Raw genomic sequence first — 15,967 nt, forward strand, 5'->3', positions numbered from 1 at the left:
AGATCGAGCTGGTCGTGGACGGAGACGGTGGTGTCGAGGTCGGCGACGTCCTGCGAGTCGGGTGCCTCGATGATGAGCTCGGGGCCGTCCTCGTCGTCTTCGTCCAGAGACACGACGAACGGGCCGACAGCCTCACTCAGGAGTACCCGAAAGAAGGAGGCCGTCGACCCGTTGGCGTCGCGCATCTATCAGCGGCGACCGCTGCGTCGACGGTCGCGGCTGCGCCGATCGGCGCGGTTGACCGCCTGCTCCGCGTCGAACAGACCGAAGTGCTTGGACAGGTCTCGCGCGAGATCGATCAGGGTGTCCGGGTGCTCGGGGCCGAGGAAGTCGGCCACGTCGTCGAACTGGTCGCCAAGGAACAGTTTCAGGACGCGCCGGGAGGTCTGTGCCTCCTCGATGTCCATGACCGTGTCGGCGTCCGGTTCCTGCACGTAGAAGGTCGGGGACTCACCGATCTGGAACTTGAACGGCTTCTTCGACTCTCGCTTTTCGCCGCCGTACCGCCGAACGTCCTGCTCGTCGATCTGGGTCACGTTGTCGAGGGTGTCCTTGCTCACTTGCTCTCTCGTTGCTCCGTGCGGCCTTGGCCTTGCTGGTGGTCTGGGGGGTGGGCGCGGGTGCGGGCGTCTCGTCGTCGGGCACCGGCGCGTCGGCGACCGGAGCCTCGAGCTCGGGTGCCGGTACCGCGGCAGCGTCCGGCGCCGCGGTGTCCGCGGGCTGGTCGACGGGTGCAAATCCGTAGCCGGAGGAGAGCAGTTCGCGTTCTTCCCGGAACGATCCGGGGGTGTAGCTGCGGCCGTCCGGAGCGAGCAGGGGGCGCGCTACCCAGTCGGCCTTGCGGATGGTCTTCATCTGTCCCATGACAGAACCTCTTTCTGCGACGGTCGGTGTGGCGGTCTGGAATGCGCCGGGCAGGGGAAGTCGACCGCCAATCCCTCCCCTGCCCGACGCGTTGGTGAGGCCCGGCACGCACGAGGGGCCGGGCCGGCGGTCAGGCGCTGACGGTGATCGACAGCGGCTTGAGCGCGCTGCCGGACGTCGACTGTCGACGACCTGAACGGTGAAGGCGGACGTGCCCGCCGTGGTCGGGTACCGGAGATGACACCGGTGCCGGAGTTGAGGGTCAGCCCCGCCGGCAGAGTGCCGGTCGAGACCGTCCACGTCTTGGTGCCGGTGCCACCCGAGGCCGCGAGGGTCTGCGTGTACGGCGTGCCGACGGTGGCGGCGGCAGCGACGCGGTGCTGATCGACAGTCCGCCGCGCTTGAATCCGGCGTCCTCGAGGACACGGTTCCAGCCTTCGCCACCGAAGTAGTGGCGCACGGACACGCCGTGTTCGGTGTCGACCATCGCGTTGACGGTGGTCGGCCAGGTCAGCGAGCCCTCACGTCGGAGAGGGTCTGCTCGCTGATCTCGGCGACCTCACCCGCGTAGAACAGGCGCCCCAGATAGATGCGGTCCACGCCGGAGTTGAACTGGGCGATGCAGAGGTACCGCTGCTGACGGATCTCTGCGATGGCGACTGATCGAACGCGATCTCACCGGTCTCCGGATTGGCGACCATGTTCGACAGGTCCATGCCGAGGTTGTTCTCGATGTTGTACCGGTTCGCCTCGAGTCCGGTGAACTGCAGGCCCGCGATGTCCGAGGTGAAGTCCGATCGGATCGGGTTGTTGTAACCGACCGCCATGATGTCGGACTTTTCGAGCTCGCGGGTCAGCGTGACCGCATCGTCCTTGAGCAGGAGTCCGAAGTCCCATGCACCATCGGGCAATTCGGAGAGCTGAGAGTTCGACCCCTCGGTGATGTACTCGATGGGGTCGACGTCCATGCCCATCCCGAAGATGTGCATGCGGTTCGGCTTGAGAATGAGCTCACGCTGGTGCCGCGCGACCTCGAGTTCGCCAACAGATGTGGCCATGATGCCTCCTGGGGCATGAGAAAGGCCCACGACGGTGATGTCGTGGGCCAGGAGTGAATGGTGAGCGTGTGAGGTGTCAGCGCCGCCAGGGCTTCTGCAAGCTCAGCGCGTAGAACGCAACCTCACGGCGAGCGTCGGGGTTCTCGTATGGCTCGGCTTCCGGTGGAGTGTCGACCCGACACGAGTCGATGCAGATCGGTCTCGGCTCGTCCTCGACCTCGATCGCTTCCCCGGCGATGTTCTCCATCCGGTTCGCGACCTTCCGTGCGAGCAGTGACGCCCCGCGCGGATCGGGGTGATGGCAGGTGATCTGCACCCGCGGATAGTCGCTGATCCCGTCGCTTGCGCCACCGACCCGGTTGATCTGGATACCGATGCCGTCCTCGTGGGGCGGCTCGGTATCTGTCTCGGCGATCGGAGCGAGGTACGCCATCAGTACCTCGTGGATGTCCGGGAACAGTGTCTCGTCGAGTTCGACTGCCATCATTTCCTCCGCATGGCGCGCATCGCAGCCTGCGTTGCGCGCACTGGTTTCGAGCGCTTCGTGCCGAACAGGACGTGCTGGTTGGCGACACGTGACGAAACGATGCGGTATCCGGGACGCCCATCCCATCCTCGCGCTCGTTCGATCCGCACCCGAGTTGCGAGCTGGCCGGTTTTCGCGTGTCGGCGAGCTTCTGCGCGGAACGCCGCGAGACCGTTCTGCGCCATGCGGCGGGTCGCGCTCTGCACGCCAGCCGACGCCATGATCGCTTTCGCGTCCTTCGACGAGAATCGGTAGGTGCCGGGTTTCGGATCAGGCACTGTCCCTCCACCTTTCGAGATAGCCGGTGACGTACTCGGCGACACCGTCGTCGTCGTACCAGGTCTGCAGGTCGCCATCGACGTGCAGCCGTGGCCCGATGCCGTCGACCGCGGAGGACGTTCTCGGTGGACTCAGGAAAGCCCGGGGGCGCGTACAGCACCCACCGGTCGTACCGCTCGAGCGGTAGGCCCTCGATGGACCCGACAGGTTGGACTGAGCAGCCGGGATACTCGGGCCCGGCTTGCTCGATCATCACCCCTCGCTTGGCGGGTACGCGTTCGATCACCCGCACGGTCTGGTTACCGAGATCGTCCATGTCAGTCTCCGAACGTCCAGGACGGTGTCGCCGACTGCGAGATGCTGAGCAACTGGTAGTGGTACGGCGTGAACACCAACGACCGGCCCGGGTTGACGAGGGTCCCCGACCGGGTCACCCCTCCCACCGTCTTCGTGTAGGAGACGTGACCGGCGTGCTTGGCAGCCGTCAGCGCGGCCCGCACCACCTCGATGACGACGAACCGGGCGTCCGGGTCGTCGTCATCGATGGTGGGCTTGTGCTTGCGGATCCACTTCGAGGCAGAGGCGATGAGCTGTTCGGCCCAGATCGTCTCCGTTGCCGACAGCTGCCGCCAGCCCCTCATCAGACCAGTGACGTCGACGAAGTCAGCCACAGTGCTGCCTCAGCTCACTTCTCTTCGGCAGCGTCGACGAGGGCGATGATCTCGTCCTTGTTCTTACCCTCGAGATCCTCGGCGTCGATGCCGATCGCTTCCGCGTACGCCACCCACTTCTCGTCGGTCGCAGTCGCCCGAGGACGGCGCGGCCTCTCAGCCGACGCCACCACCGGTCGTAGCCGCCGGGGGTTCGGCACCCTGCGGCGGGACCTGGTCGACCACCGCGGCGGCAATTCGTTCTGCTGCGGCTTCCTCGGCGGCGACCTCGTCGGCGGGCCGGATCGCGCCGGCACGCAGAAGCCGCTGCGCTTCCAGCTCGTCGAGATCGGTGATCAGCGCACCGCGACGGTGCCTGATCTCCTTCGTCGGCCGGCCCTGATCGTTGCGCTCGAGTACCTGGTTGAACCGCAGTGCGGTCAGGATGTAGTCGGTCACGGCGTCACCAGTCCTGTCAGCCACAGACCGGCCTGCGGCTGGTCGAGGGCGAGTCCACGTTCCTGCGTGGCATCCGAGCGCCAGGTCTCACGCGGGCCACCGTTGGGGCCGTTGCCCTCGGGGTAGAGCTCGGTGAACGTCAGCGGACGAGCGTCGCCGTAGAACCCGATCGTGCCGCGCTCGAGGATCAGGGCCCGGTCGGCCGGCCACGCCTTCGACACGATGACACGAAGGTTGTGGATGGTCTCCGGCAGCGCACCGATATAGGCGATGTTCTGGTCGGCGATGTTGCCGCGATAGACCTTCAGCAGATCGTCGTTGTCCATCAGGATCGGCAGCAACGCGGGGTTGAGAACGATCGTGTCGGCAGCGAACTCGTATCCCTCGTCCTCGCTGCCGCCCTGCTCGGCGGTCGGGGCCGCCTGGGAGATCTCGAAGATCGCGTCGGCGATGTCGCGGCGCGGCCGCGAGTTCGCCACATCCCACGCGGTAGAGACGGGGAACGAAGGGACGGAGTTGAAGATCGCCTTCGCGGCACGGTCGTTGGCCCGGATGAAGGTGTTCTTCAGCGCGGTGATCTGCTTGTTCACGTCGTCGATCTGATTCTTCCGAATCATGTCGAGGGTGACGCGAATGCCCTTGCCTCGCTTGGTCGAGAAGACGACCTTCGGGATTCCGCGGGCCGCGTTCGAGACGGTGATCTCGCCGAACTCGGCCAGCTCCTCGATATCGTCGGCGAGGAAGGCCGGATCGCCTTCGCGGTAGGCGAACACGCCCGAGGTGTTGGCGCCAGCGTTGCGCAGCAGCGCCTCGGCGATGAACTGATTCTCAAGCAGCTTCTTGAGCTTGGTCGGGATCAGCGTCGGGTTCGCGAGAAAGTCGGCCACGGCCAGTGCCGCGCCGTCCGACCCGCTCACAATGGTCCTGGGTGCCATGGTGATTGTCTCCTGGGGAAGTGAGGGATCAGGCGATCCGGATGAGGCCGACCGCGTTGGCGGCCACGCCCTGGGGCTGGGTGCAGATGCCGACGATCTCGGCGGCAGTGGCATCGACCGGGGCCGGACCGACCTTGCCGGAACCAGTCGAGACCAGCTTGTCGCCGAACGTGGCCGCGGCCGAGTAGGTCACCTTCGTTTCGGTGCCTGCGTAGGCGACGGAGACGACGGTGGGGATTGGCATCGCGTTGATGATCGGGCGTCCGATCGCGTCGACGGTGGTTCCGCCCTGCGCCGTCTCCGGGCTCTGCCCGTCGGTGAGTGCGACGCCGAGCACCTTCACGCTGTCGGCCGTGGCGACGCCGACGCGGCCGCCGGTGCGGGCCTCGACGAGCTGGCCACCGAGGATGACCTCGGCCGGGATGAAACTCTTGGGGCCACCCTGGGTGACCTGTGTGACTGCAGCCATGTCAGTTCTCCTCGATCCAGTTCTTGAACTTGTCGACGGCCGCGAAGTCCGCACCGCCGGTGGGCTCCGGGTCGACGCCGTGGCCGGCCTCCTCGAGCGGCACGAGACCGGCGGCGAGGCTGTTGATGGCCTCGGTGGCGCCCTCGCGGTCGCGCTGCAAGGAGTTGAGCCAGTGCTCGCGTCGGCCGGGCCCGAACTTTCCGGCACGGATCGCTCCGTCGACGAGTGCCTCGTCGGCTTCGCGGAGCTGCTGGGCGCGAGCTGCACGGCCTTCGTTGGCCGCGGCGATGTAGTCCTCGTGCTGGGCACGGTCGACGGCGACGAGGCCGTGGCGCTCCATGTAGGTAGCGACCTGCTCGGCGGTCGGGGCACTGGTGCCGGCGGATGCCTGGGTTCCGGTTTCCTGTGCCTGCTCGGCGAGCGCCTCGTCGAGGGCGGCCAGAATGGTCTCGTCGGTGGCGTCGGCGTTGATGCCGAGGCGCTGGGCGAGAGTTTCGTTGAGGGTGGGCACGATGCCCTCCTTCCTGTTGGTGTCCTCTACCGCCTCGGCAGAGGGGATCCGGGGGCCGGGGCATGTTCCCGGCCGGCGAAACGGAACTGCGAGAGGTTGAACGCTGCGGACAGTTCACCGCTGGCGGGTGCGCTGGCACCGACCTTGTCGGCCAGGCCGGCGGCGACTGCTTCGTCCGCGGTGAACCAGGTTTCGGCGGCGACCAGTGCGCGCCACTCGTCGAACTCCCCACCGGCCCGGCGGGCATAGACCGCGGTGATCGAGTCGGTCATCTTGTCGAGACGGTCGGCCTCGGCGCGCAGGTAGTCGGCGGTGCCGGAGGTGTAGAGCCACGCTTCGTGGATCATCATCTGCGAGCCTTCGCCCATGATGATCTCGTCTCCGGCCATTGCGATGACCGACGCGGCCGACGCGGCCAGGCCGTCGATTCGGACGGTGACCTTCGCCGAGTGCGCGCGCAGCGCGTTCATGATCGCGATGCCGTCGAACGCGTCGCCGCCGGGCGAGTTGATCCGGACGACGATCTCGTCGGAGTCGAGCTCCTTGATCTGGGTGGCGATTGTCTGCGCGTCGGTGTCGAGCCAGTAGCTGCCGATCACGTCGTAGATCAGGATCTCGGTGGCGGCGCCGGCCTTCGCGTTGATCCGGCACCACTCGCGTGATCGTCCGGGTGCTCCGGCACCGTTGCGGATGGTCATGGTCGTCTCCTTCACGTGGTCGTCCCTCGGTTTCGGTCGGGCCGGAAGGGGGCGTCCACGGCTCGGATGGGGGCGGGGTGTCCTTGGCCGGCAGTCCGTACTGCTGCCGCGTGTACTCCTCGAGCGACCGGTCGAGGCGGATCAGTCCGGCGTCGATGAGCATCTTCAGTGCGGATGCGGTCAGGTCCTGGCGCGAGCCGATCTCGTCGAACACGATCTTCGGTGCGGGCTCGTCCTCGCCCCAGTTCAGATCGACGAGGTCCTCGACGACGTGAGCGGTACCGACGTCTGCGATGGTCTCGCCGAGCGTCTGCACCGACTGCGTGAACGTGCCCTCCTGCACGCTGGCCATTGCGAACGAACCACCGGTGTCGAGGTTCAGGAAGTGCGCCAGGCCCGCGATAGCGATCTGTTTGTCCTGGTAGTCGATCGCTTTCTGAATGTCGAGCAGCACACCTTGCACGCTGAGCAGCTCGAGCTTCTGGCCATTGGCGAGACCGACGCCGGAGGTCATGCCGCCCTTGAAGTTCGACGCCAGGTCGCGCATGTGATCGACCTCGACCTGGTCGGTGGCGCTGGCTGCGGTACCGACCGGCACGCCGATGCCGTTGCGGCGGGCCGCGGCGGCCTGGGTACGCATGAACTCGTCCTTGAGGATCCAGTGCTTGTAGGCCGGCCGCAGGATCGAGTTGCCCTGCCACTGACCGGGGTCCGGTTCGTGCACGTAGGCGACCAGTCTCGAGACGGGGATGGTGAATCCGTCCGGGATGGCCGAGGCTGCGGTGAGCTTTCCGACGGGCGGCTGTTGCGTGATCGACTCGAGACCACCGTCGAGCGCGACGTTGATCTTCGCGATCGTGCGCTGCGGACGGGGCGCGAGCTTGCGCAGACTGATCCTTCCGTCCTGGTCGAACTGATAGACCTGCTCGAAGAAGCTGTGCCCGTACTGCAGCATCAGGAGCGCCTGCTGCAGGTGACTACGCCACGAGAAGCGTCCGCGCGTGCGCGTCGTCGGCTGGTAGTCCGAGCCTTTGATCCCGAGCCGAAGGTTGCGGGCGACGAACTCGACGACCTCGTCACGGGCGCCGTTCGGGTCGAGATGCCATCCGGTGCGGCGGATCGGCAGACCGATCGCTCGCAGCAGGGAGGAGGCTCGGCCGTCCTCGCGGCCCATCCGGCTGAAGACGTTCACCGACTCGGGCCACTGCAGCTCGGGGACTTTCTCGGTGTGGTCCCACTGCTGCCACTCGGTTCCACCACCGTGTACGTATCCCAATTCTGTTGAGGGACGTGCGGTTTCAGCCATGGTCACCTCCTCGTCTAGAACGCGGCGGTCAACGGGTCGAACGAGTCGACCGGTCCACCGGCATGGTTGGTGCGCTCGAATGTCGGTGCGGCCGATGCGCCGGCCACGCGGGATTCGAAGGTGATCAGCGCCCATCGAGCGATGATCACGGCCAGCATCGGTGCGACTTCGGGGTCTCCCCCGGCGTCAACGACCCAGTCCCCGCGGGGCAGCGACCGTTTGGCTGCGTGTTCGAGCGCGTAGCCGAGTTCACGCTGACCGGTGTGGCTGATCAGTCCGTCCTCGGCGTCGTCGACGAATCCCTGACTCATCAGCGCCGCTTGGTTCGTTGTGGACTTGATCAGTTCGATGCCGGCGGTCTTCATCATCGGTTCGAGCACCGCGGCCGGTGAACGACTGTCAGTGGCGATCGCGCACGGTTCGAGCACGTCGTCGATCCGCCCGATCAGGTCGACGATCTCGGGGTTGGTTGCCGTACGCATGTAGCCGACCTCGACGTGGATCCGGTCGTCGACGGTGCGTTGCGCACCGGCGATCACCCACCGGGAGCCGACGCGGGCGATGCCCGCGCCGATCGTGCCGGTCAGTTCCGGGAAGTCCACGAGTCCGTGCCACTGCAGCTCGGTGACGAGCTGCCATGTGGGCGGGCCCTGGTCGTCGTCATCCGGCCAGATGCCCATCGCCTCACGGCGCCAGGCTTCGTCATCCGGGATGTTCTCCCGCATACGCAGCATCGACTCCAGCGGAGTGCGGTGCGGATACGACGGGTTGAACGTGCCGAACTTCGACTGGTCGTCCGGGTCGGTGTCCGGGTCCGCGGAGATCTCCACGTACACCTGACCGTCTGTCAGCCCGGCGAGCGCCTTCTTCCGTTTCTTCGTGAACGATTCGCCGTCGTCGGTCGGGCGCGGTGGTGTGCCGATGAAGAACAGCAGACCACCGTGCGGATTCTTCGCCGCGTTGGTGGCCGGCACCATGTCCTCGAGCGCCTTCACGCCGAGGATCTGCGCCTCGTCGAACACCTCGACGTCGATGGCTTCCATGCCTCGACCGAAGCCCTGCTCGCGAGCGCCGAACATGATGATCGACCCGTTGGTGAAGACGATCTCCTGTTCACCGTTGGCAGTGCGGATCGCGGCGACGTACGGCCAGATCTTCTTCTTGCGCACCATCGACTGCATCGAGCGGAAGGTGTTCGTCGTCGTCCGGTTGTGGTGCGAGGTCCAGATCACGCGCAGGCCTGGGAACTCCAGGCACATGCCGATGATCAGGTTGCCCACCGTGTAGGTCTTGCCGACCTGACGCGGAATCGAGGCGACCACACCGCCGACCGATGCGGCGTACTTCCCCGCCGCGTTGCACCCGAGCGCGATCTGGCCGAAGCCTTCCTGCCACCGATCGAACGAGACACCGACGTCCTGCAGGCGGCGATACACCCGAGGGAAATTCGAGGTGACAATCCCCTCCGGGATCACCAGATGACGTGCAACCTCAGAGAGTCGACGCGTCGAACCTGTCATCGACACTGCCTGTCAGTAGCGGGTGACCGGGAGCGACCGCACGCAACGCTGCCTCCAACTCCCGGATCCGACCGGGGTCGTTCTCAACGTCCTCTGCAGCTCGCGCATCGATCGCCTCGATCTCGTTCGCGGTGTCCTGCAGTCGCTTCGTCAGCGACGCCAGATCTCGCGGTGGGCAGTCGCTGTCCGTCACCGCTTCCGCGATCCGGTCTCGAATCGCCACCATCAGCGCGCGCCGTGATCCGCTTCGCGCCGCCTCGGCCACCGACAGAACGTCGGGATCGAAGGTCTGATCGTCGTCGTTTTCGGGGGTGGGTTCGGCGTCGAGGCCGTCGTCCGGAGGCGTGTCGGTCGTCACTTTTTCACCTCCGATTTGGTCTGTGGAAAAAAATGTCGGAGAGAGATTCCTGACTGAGGAAGAGGCCAGTCAGGAGACCCCCACCCCCTCGATAATTTTCGGGGGTGGGGTATATCCGCAGGTCAGGGCCAGGGAAGCAGCCTAATGCCGAGCGGTTCTTCACTCTCCTCGGCGCCGATTCGGTGGCCGGTGACAGCAGGCCGAAGATGGTCCCGCCGGCCGTCCTGGCGCTCCTTGTTGCAGGTGCCGTGGAGCAGTCGATCGGCCTGGGTTCCGCCGTGCACTCGCGCCTGACTGTGGTCGGCGGCAAGCGATCCGGAGGCCGGATCGTTCGATGTCGGGTCGTGGTCCCAGTTGTTGGTGCGGTTGCGGAACATCGGCAGCGAGCACCACCAGCACGGTGTGCCGTCGACGTGGTTACGCAGCAGTCGTTCCCGGGTCTTCTGGTGATCCCAACCCAATCCGCGGGCGGTCGTCGTCGACATCAGTCGGGGCCTTCGCTCGGACACTCGGTGCACACGCTGCTGGTCTCACCGATCACGGTCACGCCTTCGTTCCCGATCATTGCCAGGTCGAACTCGACCATGCTCGGCAAGTGACAGGTGGTGCACCACAGTCCGGTTCGGATGTTGACCGGCCACAGCTCGATGGTCGCCTCATCGCTCACGAGGTTCACCCCCGCTCGCCTGCTGTGGAAAACACTTCGGCCGACGTGTTCGAGATACACGTCGGCCGTTGGCACCAGTGTTGCTGAAACACTTCACGAGTGCAAGCCAGTGTTCGTTCTCCGCGTGTCAGTTGCGTCGGCCGATGCGGGATCGACGACGAGCTGCCATGAGTTCGAGCACGTCACCGAACCGGTATCCGACACCGCGGATCATCGGGATCTTGGGTAACTCGCCGCGGTGTGCCCACCCTCGAATAGTCGCGGCCGGGATGTGGAGCTCGACCGCGAGGTCGGTCGCATTCATCACGGTGTCATGGTCGATGGTGAGCAACTCGGGCACGACCCACGGCTGTCCCAGTGATCGGGCACGGTCATCGAGCTGCATACACCGAGCGGCGTCGAGTTCGAGCAGTGCCTCGCGGTAGGACTGGGCGATACGGCGGGCGCGGTCGAGTTGGGTGTCGGCCGGCCATGGCCACGGGTCAGCGCTCATCGGTCCGCTTCTTCACCAGATGTCGCCGGGCTTCGAAGTGATACCAACTCAGTCGAACCCACTCGCCGTATTTCCTTACCCAGATCTGGCTGCAGTCCTCGCACTCCATCACGGTGTTGTACGGGTAGGAACTGATGGACGGAAGTTCGCAATGGTGCGGGATGTGGAGGATGTTCACGCCCACTCCTTCTGGTAGTCGGGATGATCGGAGTACGGCGCAGCCAGTAGGCGGAGGATGTCGAGAGCGTTCTTCCGGCTCATCTCACCGTCCTGACCCCCACGGGACACCAGCCACCGGCGACTGAGATCGAGCAGCTTTCGCTTCGCTTCAACCTCATGCAGCACGCGGGCCGGGTCGTGGCGAGCGATGTGCGGGCCTATCTCCTCAGTCACCGAAGGTGTCAATCCCTCGCTGTCACAAGTGACGCAGTCATAGCTGATCGACTCGTGGCCGTTCATGTGCCTGATGACGGTCCGTGTGTCGGGGTAGTACACCTCGCCATTCGATGCGGAGTCACAGTCACCTGCGTAATCCCACCGGGCGTACTTGCCTGTCCCGGCTTTGGTTGCGATCTGCTCGTCTTCGGCGATACGGGCTTCAATGAACTCGATGATCGTCATGCGAACTCCTGGTAGTCGGTGGCGAGGATGGTGGTCATGCGTCGGTAGTCGAACTCGGTCCACGAGCATCCGCACGCGAGGCAGTCGATCAGCTCACTGCCGTGCCAGCGACCGAGCTGAGACTCTTCGCAGCGGGGGCACGGCAACGGCATCCGATCCCGACCACGGGTCACGCCGAGCGTCGACGAGGCGCGGCGGTGCAGGTCGACCAGGCGCAGCGCGAGGCTCACCCCGTCCTGGGTAGTGGACTCCCACTGTTCGCCACCGGGCAGCCAGACCATCGCGTCGTGCTCGGGGACCATGAGCAGGACCTCGATGTTCTTCTCGACCAGGTCGAGGTTGTGTCCGACGGCGCGTTCGTCCGGATCGGTGTCGAGTGCGAGGCGTTCGGCGATGACGGTGGCGCATCGGTGTGCGGTATCAGCGATCTCGCCCATGAGTGCGTCGGTGTGCACGTTCACCGGGACCGCGGGTGTCGGCGAGGTGACGCGCGGTCCGGTGGCCGGGCCGGTGATGCTGGTGTCGCCGAAGGCTCGGTACAGGGCGAGGTAGTCCTGCCACAGCGCGGTGGCCGCGGCGGTGACGGCGCGGATGCAGCCCTCGCACAGGAACCGGGGTCGGATGGTCAGGGCCGGGATCCACTGGCCGGTCTCGGGGTCGCGGGTGCGGCCGCGGCAGAATCCGCCGGCGCGGCAGGCGTGGGTCGGTGTCTGGTCAGTGGTCATGCGGGTGTCCTTCCGGCGGTGCGCACTTCCAGCACGGCTCGGGCAGATGGTGGGTTGGGCAATCGGTCTCGTCGCCGACGGTCGACGGGGGTCCGGTCCATCCGTGCCACGGGGATCCGAACCGACCTGGGGTCGGGACTTCGGGTGCGGGGCCGGCATCCCACTGGGGTGTGGGAATGACGGGAGGTGAGGTGACCTGCTGGCTGGGATAGGCAGTCTCGGTCTGGTGGTGGGATCTGCCTTTTCCGCGTCGACGTCGTTTGCGAGGAGATCTCACGTGAGGTTCTTGCTCGGGTAACCCAGTACAAGAACCCTTACCCTGCCCTAACCCTCCATGCCCGCGCCCGCGCGCGTCGCCCGCGCGGGACACCTCGTTTCGGGTGGTCGGGTGTGTGGTCCGGATTTGGTCGGGATTTGGTCGCGTCACTGCTGGTCGTGCGGATGTTCTCAGCGGCGCGTGTGACCGGCGAGGTGGTCTCTGCGGCGCGGTTCACCGGCGAGCTGGTCTCTGCGGCGGCGGGTGCCGGCGAGACGGGCTCAGCGTCGGTGTGGTGCGGCGAGACGGACTCAGCAGCGGTCGGTTGCGGCGAGACGTTGGCACGGGGCGGTGGCAGCAGGACCATGTCCGCCTGGGCGGGGGTGCGGTTGCCTTTGCGGCCGTTGCAGTCCGCGCAGGAGACGACGATGTTGCGTGCGCCGTCTGCGCGGGTGGGGTCGACGTGGTCGAGTTGGGGTCGGCGGCCGGTCTGCGATCGGGTGTCCTTGCGGCGGACGACGGTGCCGCAGTAGCGGCACTTCGCTTCGTTCGGCTTCGCAGGGTCGATGCAGTCGCGTGCCCAGACCGAGTTCAGGATGACGGCGTCTTTCAGCTCCTTCCGTTTGCGGCGGGTGATGTCGACTTTCGCTGCGGGGTCGTAGCCGAGGTCGAACCAGTCGTGAAATAGGTATGTTCCGTCGGCGACGGGGGGACAGCGTGGGCAGTCGTGGCCGGGTGCGTGCCAGAGTCCGACGGCGACGAGCTGCGCGGCGAGGTGGTCGGCGACGCGGGGGTCGAGCATGATCCGGATGGTGTCGGCGCGTTTGACGACGCCGTCGCCTCCTGCGGCCTGGCAGTCGGTGCCGGCCATCGTCCACAGTCCGATCGCGGCGATGCCGTCGAGTCGGTTGTGGAGAACTTGTTCGATCAGTTCCCGGTGTTTTCGGGATGTCGGGAGCTGATCATCGCATTGGAAGAACACTGCACCTCTTCGTGTGTTTCAGATCGAGGACCGTCGGGTCAGGCGGATTCGGGGGTGTGCCAATCGCCGATGCCGAGGAACTCGGTCTCGTAGGTACGCAGGTCCAGGAGGTGGTAGAGGTGCTGAATCACCTCGTAGCGAGCACGCGCGCTGGGGTTGGCCTGGTTGATCCGGTACCGGGCGATCGGGTCGATCCGGAGCGTCCCGTCGTCGTGGCGGTCGTCGGGCGCGGAGTATTCGACCCAGCACAGGTACGGGTCGGTTCGGGTCAGGCCGCGATGCCGGATCCGTGAGAACACCCGGCCGCGGGGGTGTCGTGTCCGGTCGACGGCGGTGCCGAGGTACCAGACCTGCTGCGCGGTGCGACGCCAGCTCTCAGGCCGGGCGCCGACGGCGCTCATCCACCAGAAGTCATCGATCTCCGTGGCGTCATCGATGACGAGCAGGTCGGCACCGTGCGCGCTGTCGATCGAACGGGCGCTGCCGCGGGCACGGAACTTGATGGATCCGCCGAGGACCAGCCTGATTTCTTCCTCACCTCGAGTCCAGTACATCGTCTCTACCAGGCGGTCCAGGTGAGGGCAGGACTTGATGATCCGGGCTGTCCGGATCATCGCATTGCGCGCTGACTCACGATTCACGGTGGTGTGGACGACGTTCTCGCCGAGGACGTACATGCCGCCGAGCTCGCGGGATTCGGCGAGAGCGGTCATGCCGTTCTGTCGGCCGGCGAGGACACCGACTTCAGATGCAGACCAGGCGGGTCGGGAAGGCCTGGGCACACCGGCAGGCCTGGGCATGATGCGTGCGGCCTTCTCGAGCACGAAGTGCTGCCACGTATCGAGCGGCCGATCAGCGACCTCGCTGACCGAAGCAAAGTCCGCGGCGAGCATCGATTCTTCATCCCAGAGCTTCGGTGCGGTAAAGATCCGTGGGCGGTGGCGTTCGTTCATCGGAGGTGTCCTTCGGGATGGCAGGCGGCGAATCGGGAGGTGAGGCGGTCGGTCAGCGGCGTGGTGTGAGCGGTTCCAGCGGGTGCGGCGGCAGTTCCTTGCCGGACATCGGGCAGGATTCGCCACGGGTGTCGCGGTGGAACCGGACCTTGCGGGCATCGGTGAGAGTGCAGTCGCGCCAGCACACCGGGCACTCAGTGGTCATTGCGGCGAGGAAGCGCGCTCGCGCATCGACGATGGCCATTACTTCTCCCCTGCCAACGCCCAGCTGTCCGGGTCATCGGGGTCGACGCCGGCGAGCTTGAGGCTGACACGGATGTCCTCTCCGAGCTTCTGGAATGCCGCCGCGATGCCCTTGAACTGACGACCGATCCGTTGCCAGGCCAGTTCCCCCCGCACGTCCTTCAAGCCGAGGAAGGCGCGCTGTTCGTCGTAGGTCATCTCCACGAACGGGTCGCCCCACAGGTGTCCGCAGGCGCATCGGTGCGGGCTGGGGTGGAGGGGGCGGTGGTGCGTACACAGGCATTTGTGGCCGGGTGCGGCTTCGAGGGTCGCGGCGCAGTAGGTGTCCATCCAGTACTTGCTCATCGGTCAGCCTTCCCGTCGAGGATCGTCAGGATGCGGTCACCGACGCCGGTCATGGCGGCCAAGATCGCGACGATCACGATCATGCGGTCGGGATCCCCGGGGAGCTCTACCGCGTTGATGTCGTCGGTTCGGATTCGCTCGGCGTAGACGCGAATCTCAGACAGTTGCTGTTCGAGCTGGTCGATGCGGGTCTGCGCGTCGGCGAGGTCGCGGGGCGGGGTCATGCGTCTGCTCCGTTCACGAACTGCACCGGCTCATCGACGCCGTGGAGCTTCTTCCGCAGGAACGGCAGCGCAGATGGCTTCACAAACGTGCGCGTGGTCGGGATCGTCTCTTTCGTCTTTGGGTGCTGACGGGTGCCGAGTTTCACCTCGAAGTGATGTGCGTACCGCTGGTAGGGCAGGTTGTTGCTCTGCAGGATCCCCAGTCGACGTAGGTCGCGGAAGAACACGTTCGGACCCCAGTGCATGGCCTTCGCGGCGGCCTGGAGTGTGTAGAGCCCTTCGGCGTTCATCAGTTCGTCGGCGACCTGCGCGCGAGGCTCGAGTTCGGCGACCTTCCGTTCTGCGGCTTCCGCGCGTTCTGCCTCGTCGGCTGCCGCGCGGAGGGCCTGGGCGTACGTCTGCGGGACCGCGGGCCGTGCCGGGGTGGTCTCGGCGATGCGGGTCTGGATCGCGAAGTACGCCTGCGCCGCGGCGACCTCCGGCTTGTGCGGGTCACCGTTCATCGCGATGAGGTAGGCGGCGAACCGGGTGAGTTCGTAATCCTGGGCAGCGGGTCCGGACGGGGCGACTTTTCCCGATCGGGAAAAGTGGGTCTCCGGGTCGTGCCCCTGGTTCTCTACCGTCTTCCATGCGCGGGTGAGTGGAGTGAGGAAGTTCTTCCACTGGCCGTACGCCATGGCGGTCATGAGGTCGCGAGCGGACCAGAACTCGGTGCCGTCGGCGCGGACCTGGCGGATGGCGTCGAACGGTAACGCGTCGACGGGGGCGAACAGGTCGAGAGTGCTCATGTCGGTTCCGGTCCTTCCTGAGTCTCGGCGGGTGGGG

The 15,967-nt window shown here is 66.1% G+C and carries 25 protein-coding genes and 1 pseudogene; all 26 read right to left on the reverse strand.

The window, feature by feature from the left end; translation table 11 throughout:
• Positions 1–188: 188 nt before the first annotated feature.
• Positions 189–560 (reverse strand): hypothetical protein, encoded by a 372-nt coding sequence (locus BO226_RS19565; protein WP_071935920.1) that lies wholly within the window; start codon positions 558–560, stop codon positions 189–191.
• Positions 561–851: 291 nt separating this feature from the next.
• Positions 852–1,373: an Ig domain-containing protein gene (locus BO226_RS28760; RefSeq protein WP_156895364.1), complete on the reverse strand. Its 522-nt coding sequence runs from the start codon at positions 1,371–1,373 to the stop codon at positions 852–854.
• Between the two features lie 12 nt (positions 1,374–1,385).
• Positions 1,386–1,922 (reverse strand): hypothetical protein, encoded by a 537-nt coding sequence (locus tag BO226_RS19575; RefSeq protein ID WP_071935966.1) that lies wholly within the window; start codon positions 1,920–1,922, stop codon positions 1,386–1,388.
• Positions 1,923–1,998: 76 nt separating this feature from the next.
• The gene (locus BO226_RS19580) at positions 1,999–2,406 is read right to left on the reverse strand and encodes a hypothetical protein (RefSeq protein ID WP_071935923.1); all 408 of its coding nucleotides are present in this window, start codon (positions 2,404–2,406) and stop codon (positions 1,999–2,001) included.
• On the reverse strand, positions 2,406–2,726 hold the full coding sequence (locus tag BO226_RS19585) for a hypothetical protein (RefSeq protein ID WP_156895278.1): 321 nt from the start codon (positions 2,724–2,726) through the stop codon (positions 2,406–2,408). The genes BO226_RS19580 and BO226_RS19585 overlap by 1 nt, the downstream gene beginning before the upstream one ends.
• A gap of 318 nt (positions 2,727–3,044) precedes the next feature.
• The gene (locus tag BO226_RS19590; protein WP_156895280.1) at positions 3,045–3,398 is read right to left on the reverse strand and encodes a hypothetical protein; all 354 of its coding nucleotides are present in this window, start codon (positions 3,396–3,398) and stop codon (positions 3,045–3,047) included.
• 156 nt (positions 3,399–3,554) lie between these two features.
• Positions 3,555–3,836: a hypothetical protein gene (locus tag BO226_RS28185; protein ID WP_232238003.1), complete on the reverse strand. Its 282-nt coding sequence runs from the start codon at positions 3,834–3,836 to the stop codon at positions 3,555–3,557.
• Positions 3,833–4,771 carry a phage major capsid protein gene (locus BO226_RS19600; protein WP_071935926.1) on the reverse strand — a complete coding sequence of 313 codons (939 nt, stop codon included), beginning with the start codon at positions 4,769–4,771 and terminating at the stop codon, positions 3,833–3,835. The genes BO226_RS28185 and BO226_RS19600 overlap by 4 nt, the downstream gene beginning before the upstream one ends.
• Positions 4,772–4,799: 28 nt before the next feature.
• Positions 4,800–5,240, reverse strand: coding sequence for a hypothetical protein (locus BO226_RS19605; protein WP_071935927.1), 441 nt, complete (start codon positions 5,238–5,240; stop codon positions 4,800–4,802).
• Position 5,241: 1 nt separating this feature from the next.
• Positions 5,242–5,751 (reverse strand): phage protease, encoded by a 510-nt coding sequence (locus tag BO226_RS26785; protein ID WP_198040579.1) that lies wholly within the window; start codon positions 5,749–5,751, stop codon positions 5,242–5,244.
• A gap of 26 nt (positions 5,752–5,777) precedes the next feature.
• Positions 5,778–6,449: a head maturation protease, ClpP-related gene (locus BO226_RS26790; RefSeq protein ID WP_156895296.1), complete on the reverse strand. Its 672-nt coding sequence runs from the start codon at positions 6,447–6,449 to the stop codon at positions 5,778–5,780.
• Positions 6,355–7,755, reverse strand: a pseudogene (locus BO226_RS28765) (phage portal protein family protein); the annotation flags it as partial. The gene BO226_RS26790 and the pseudogene BO226_RS28765, both read right to left, overlap by 95 nt.
• Before the next feature lie 14 nt (positions 7,756–7,769).
• Positions 7,770–9,191: a terminase gene (locus BO226_RS19620; RefSeq protein ID WP_232238000.1), complete on the reverse strand. Its 1,422-nt coding sequence runs from the start codon at positions 9,189–9,191 to the stop codon at positions 7,770–7,772.
• A gap of 55 nt (positions 9,192–9,246) precedes the next feature.
• Complete coding sequence (locus BO226_RS19625; protein WP_071935930.1) at positions 9,247–9,633, reverse strand: hypothetical protein; 387 nt, start codon at positions 9,631–9,633, stop codon at positions 9,247–9,249.
• Positions 9,634–9,755: 122 nt separating this feature from the next.
• Entirely contained in the window at positions 9,756–10,118 is a 363-nt protein-coding gene (locus BO226_RS19630) for a hypothetical protein (RefSeq protein WP_071935931.1), read from the reverse strand.
• Positions 10,118–10,300: a hypothetical protein gene (locus BO226_RS19635; RefSeq protein ID WP_156895282.1), complete on the reverse strand. Its 183-nt coding sequence runs from the start codon at positions 10,298–10,300 to the stop codon at positions 10,118–10,120. Before BO226_RS19635 ends, BO226_RS19630 begins: the two co-directional genes overlap by 1 nt.
• A 127-nt stretch (positions 10,301–10,427) precedes the next feature.
• Positions 10,428–10,793, reverse strand: coding sequence for a hypothetical protein (locus BO226_RS19640; protein ID WP_071935933.1), 366 nt, complete (start codon positions 10,791–10,793; stop codon positions 10,428–10,430).
• The gene (locus tag BO226_RS19645; RefSeq protein WP_156895284.1) at positions 10,783–10,971 is read right to left on the reverse strand and encodes a hypothetical protein; all 189 of its coding nucleotides are present in this window, start codon (positions 10,969–10,971) and stop codon (positions 10,783–10,785) included. Before BO226_RS19645 ends, BO226_RS19640 begins: the two co-directional genes overlap by 11 nt.
• Positions 10,968–11,414: a DUF6221 family protein gene (locus BO226_RS19650; RefSeq protein WP_071935935.1), complete on the reverse strand. Its 447-nt coding sequence runs from the start codon at positions 11,412–11,414 to the stop codon at positions 10,968–10,970. Before BO226_RS19650 ends, BO226_RS19645 begins: the two co-directional genes overlap by 4 nt.
• Positions 11,411–12,139 (reverse strand): hypothetical protein, encoded by a 729-nt coding sequence (locus BO226_RS19655; protein WP_071935936.1) that lies wholly within the window; start codon positions 12,137–12,139, stop codon positions 11,411–11,413. Before BO226_RS19655 ends, BO226_RS19650 begins: the two co-directional genes overlap by 4 nt.
• A gap of 314 nt (positions 12,140–12,453) precedes the next feature.
• Positions 12,454–13,377: an HNH endonuclease domain-containing protein gene (locus BO226_RS19660; protein WP_071935967.1), complete on the reverse strand. Its 924-nt coding sequence runs from the start codon at positions 13,375–13,377 to the stop codon at positions 12,454–12,456.
• A 38-nt stretch (positions 13,378–13,415) separates the two neighbouring features.
• Complete coding sequence (locus tag BO226_RS19665; protein ID WP_071935938.1) at positions 13,416–14,330, reverse strand: hypothetical protein; 915 nt, start codon at positions 14,328–14,330, stop codon at positions 13,416–13,418.
• A 52-nt stretch (positions 14,331–14,382) separates the two neighbouring features.
• Positions 14,383–14,574: a hypothetical protein gene (locus BO226_RS19670; RefSeq protein WP_071935939.1), complete on the reverse strand. Its 192-nt coding sequence runs from the start codon at positions 14,572–14,574 to the stop codon at positions 14,383–14,385.
• Positions 14,574–14,918: a hypothetical protein gene (locus BO226_RS19675; protein WP_071935940.1), complete on the reverse strand. Its 345-nt coding sequence runs from the start codon at positions 14,916–14,918 to the stop codon at positions 14,574–14,576. Before BO226_RS19675 ends, BO226_RS19670 begins: the two co-directional genes overlap by 1 nt.
• Positions 14,915–15,142, reverse strand: coding sequence for a hypothetical protein (locus tag BO226_RS19680; protein WP_071935941.1), 228 nt, complete (start codon positions 15,140–15,142; stop codon positions 14,915–14,917). Before BO226_RS19680 ends, BO226_RS19675 begins: the two co-directional genes overlap by 4 nt.
• Complete coding sequence (locus tag BO226_RS19685; protein WP_071935942.1) at positions 15,139–15,930, reverse strand: phage antirepressor KilAC domain-containing protein; 792 nt, start codon at positions 15,928–15,930, stop codon at positions 15,139–15,141. Before BO226_RS19685 ends, BO226_RS19680 begins: the two co-directional genes overlap by 4 nt.
• Positions 15,931–15,967 lie beyond the last annotated feature (37 nt).

Origin of the sequence: Rhodococcus sp. 2G, assembly GCF_001886355.1 — a bacterium.
Lineage (GTDB): Bacteria > Actinomycetota > Actinomycetes > Mycobacteriales > Mycobacteriaceae > Rhodococcus > Rhodococcus pyridinivorans.

Coding starts and splice junctions, on each gene's coding strand:
- BO226_RS19575 (WP_071935966.1), bottom strand. CDS start 1,922: ATGGCCACATCTGTTGGCGAACTCGAGGTCGCGCGGCACCAGCGTGAG.
- BO226_RS19580 (WP_071935923.1), bottom strand. CDS start 2,406: ATGGCAGTCGAACTCGACGAGACACTGTTCCCGGACATCCACGAGGTA.
- BO226_RS19600 (WP_071935926.1), bottom strand. CDS start 4,771: ATGGCACCCAGGACCATTGTGAGCGGGTCGGACGGCGCGGCACTGGCC.
- BO226_RS19605 (WP_071935927.1), bottom strand. CDS start 5,240: ATGGCTGCAGTCACACAGGTCACCCAGGGTGGCCCCAAGAGTTTCATC.
- BO226_RS26790 (WP_156895296.1), bottom strand. CDS start 6,449: ATGACCATCCGCAACGGTGCCGGAGCACCCGGACGATCACGCGAGTGG.
- BO226_RS19630 (WP_071935931.1), bottom strand. CDS start 10,118: ATGTCGACGACGACCGCCCGCGGATTGGGTTGGGATCACCAGAAGACC.
- BO226_RS19640 (WP_071935933.1), bottom strand. CDS start 10,793: ATGAGCGCTGACCCGTGGCCATGGCCGGCCGACACCCAACTCGACCGC.
- BO226_RS19650 (WP_071935935.1), bottom strand. CDS start 11,414: ATGACGATCATCGAGTTCATTGAAGCCCGTATCGCCGAAGACGAGCAG.
- BO226_RS19655 (WP_071935936.1), bottom strand. CDS start 12,139: ATGACCACTGACCAGACACCGACCCACGCCTGCCGCGCCGGCGGATTC.
- BO226_RS19665 (WP_071935938.1), bottom strand. CDS start 14,330: ATGAACGAACGCCACCGCCCACGGATCTTTACCGCACCGAAGCTCTGG.
- BO226_RS19670 (WP_071935939.1), bottom strand. CDS start 14,574: ATGGCCATCGTCGATGCGCGAGCGCGCTTCCTCGCCGCAATGACCACT.
- BO226_RS19675 (WP_071935940.1), bottom strand. CDS start 14,918: ATGAGCAAGTACTGGATGGACACCTACTGCGCCGCGACCCTCGAAGCC.
- BO226_RS19680 (WP_071935941.1), bottom strand. CDS start 15,142: ATGACCCCGCCCCGCGACCTCGCCGACGCGCAGACCCGCATCGACCAG.
- BO226_RS19685 (WP_071935942.1), bottom strand. CDS start 15,930: ATGAGCACTCTCGACCTGTTCGCCCCCGTCGACGCGTTACCGTTCGAC.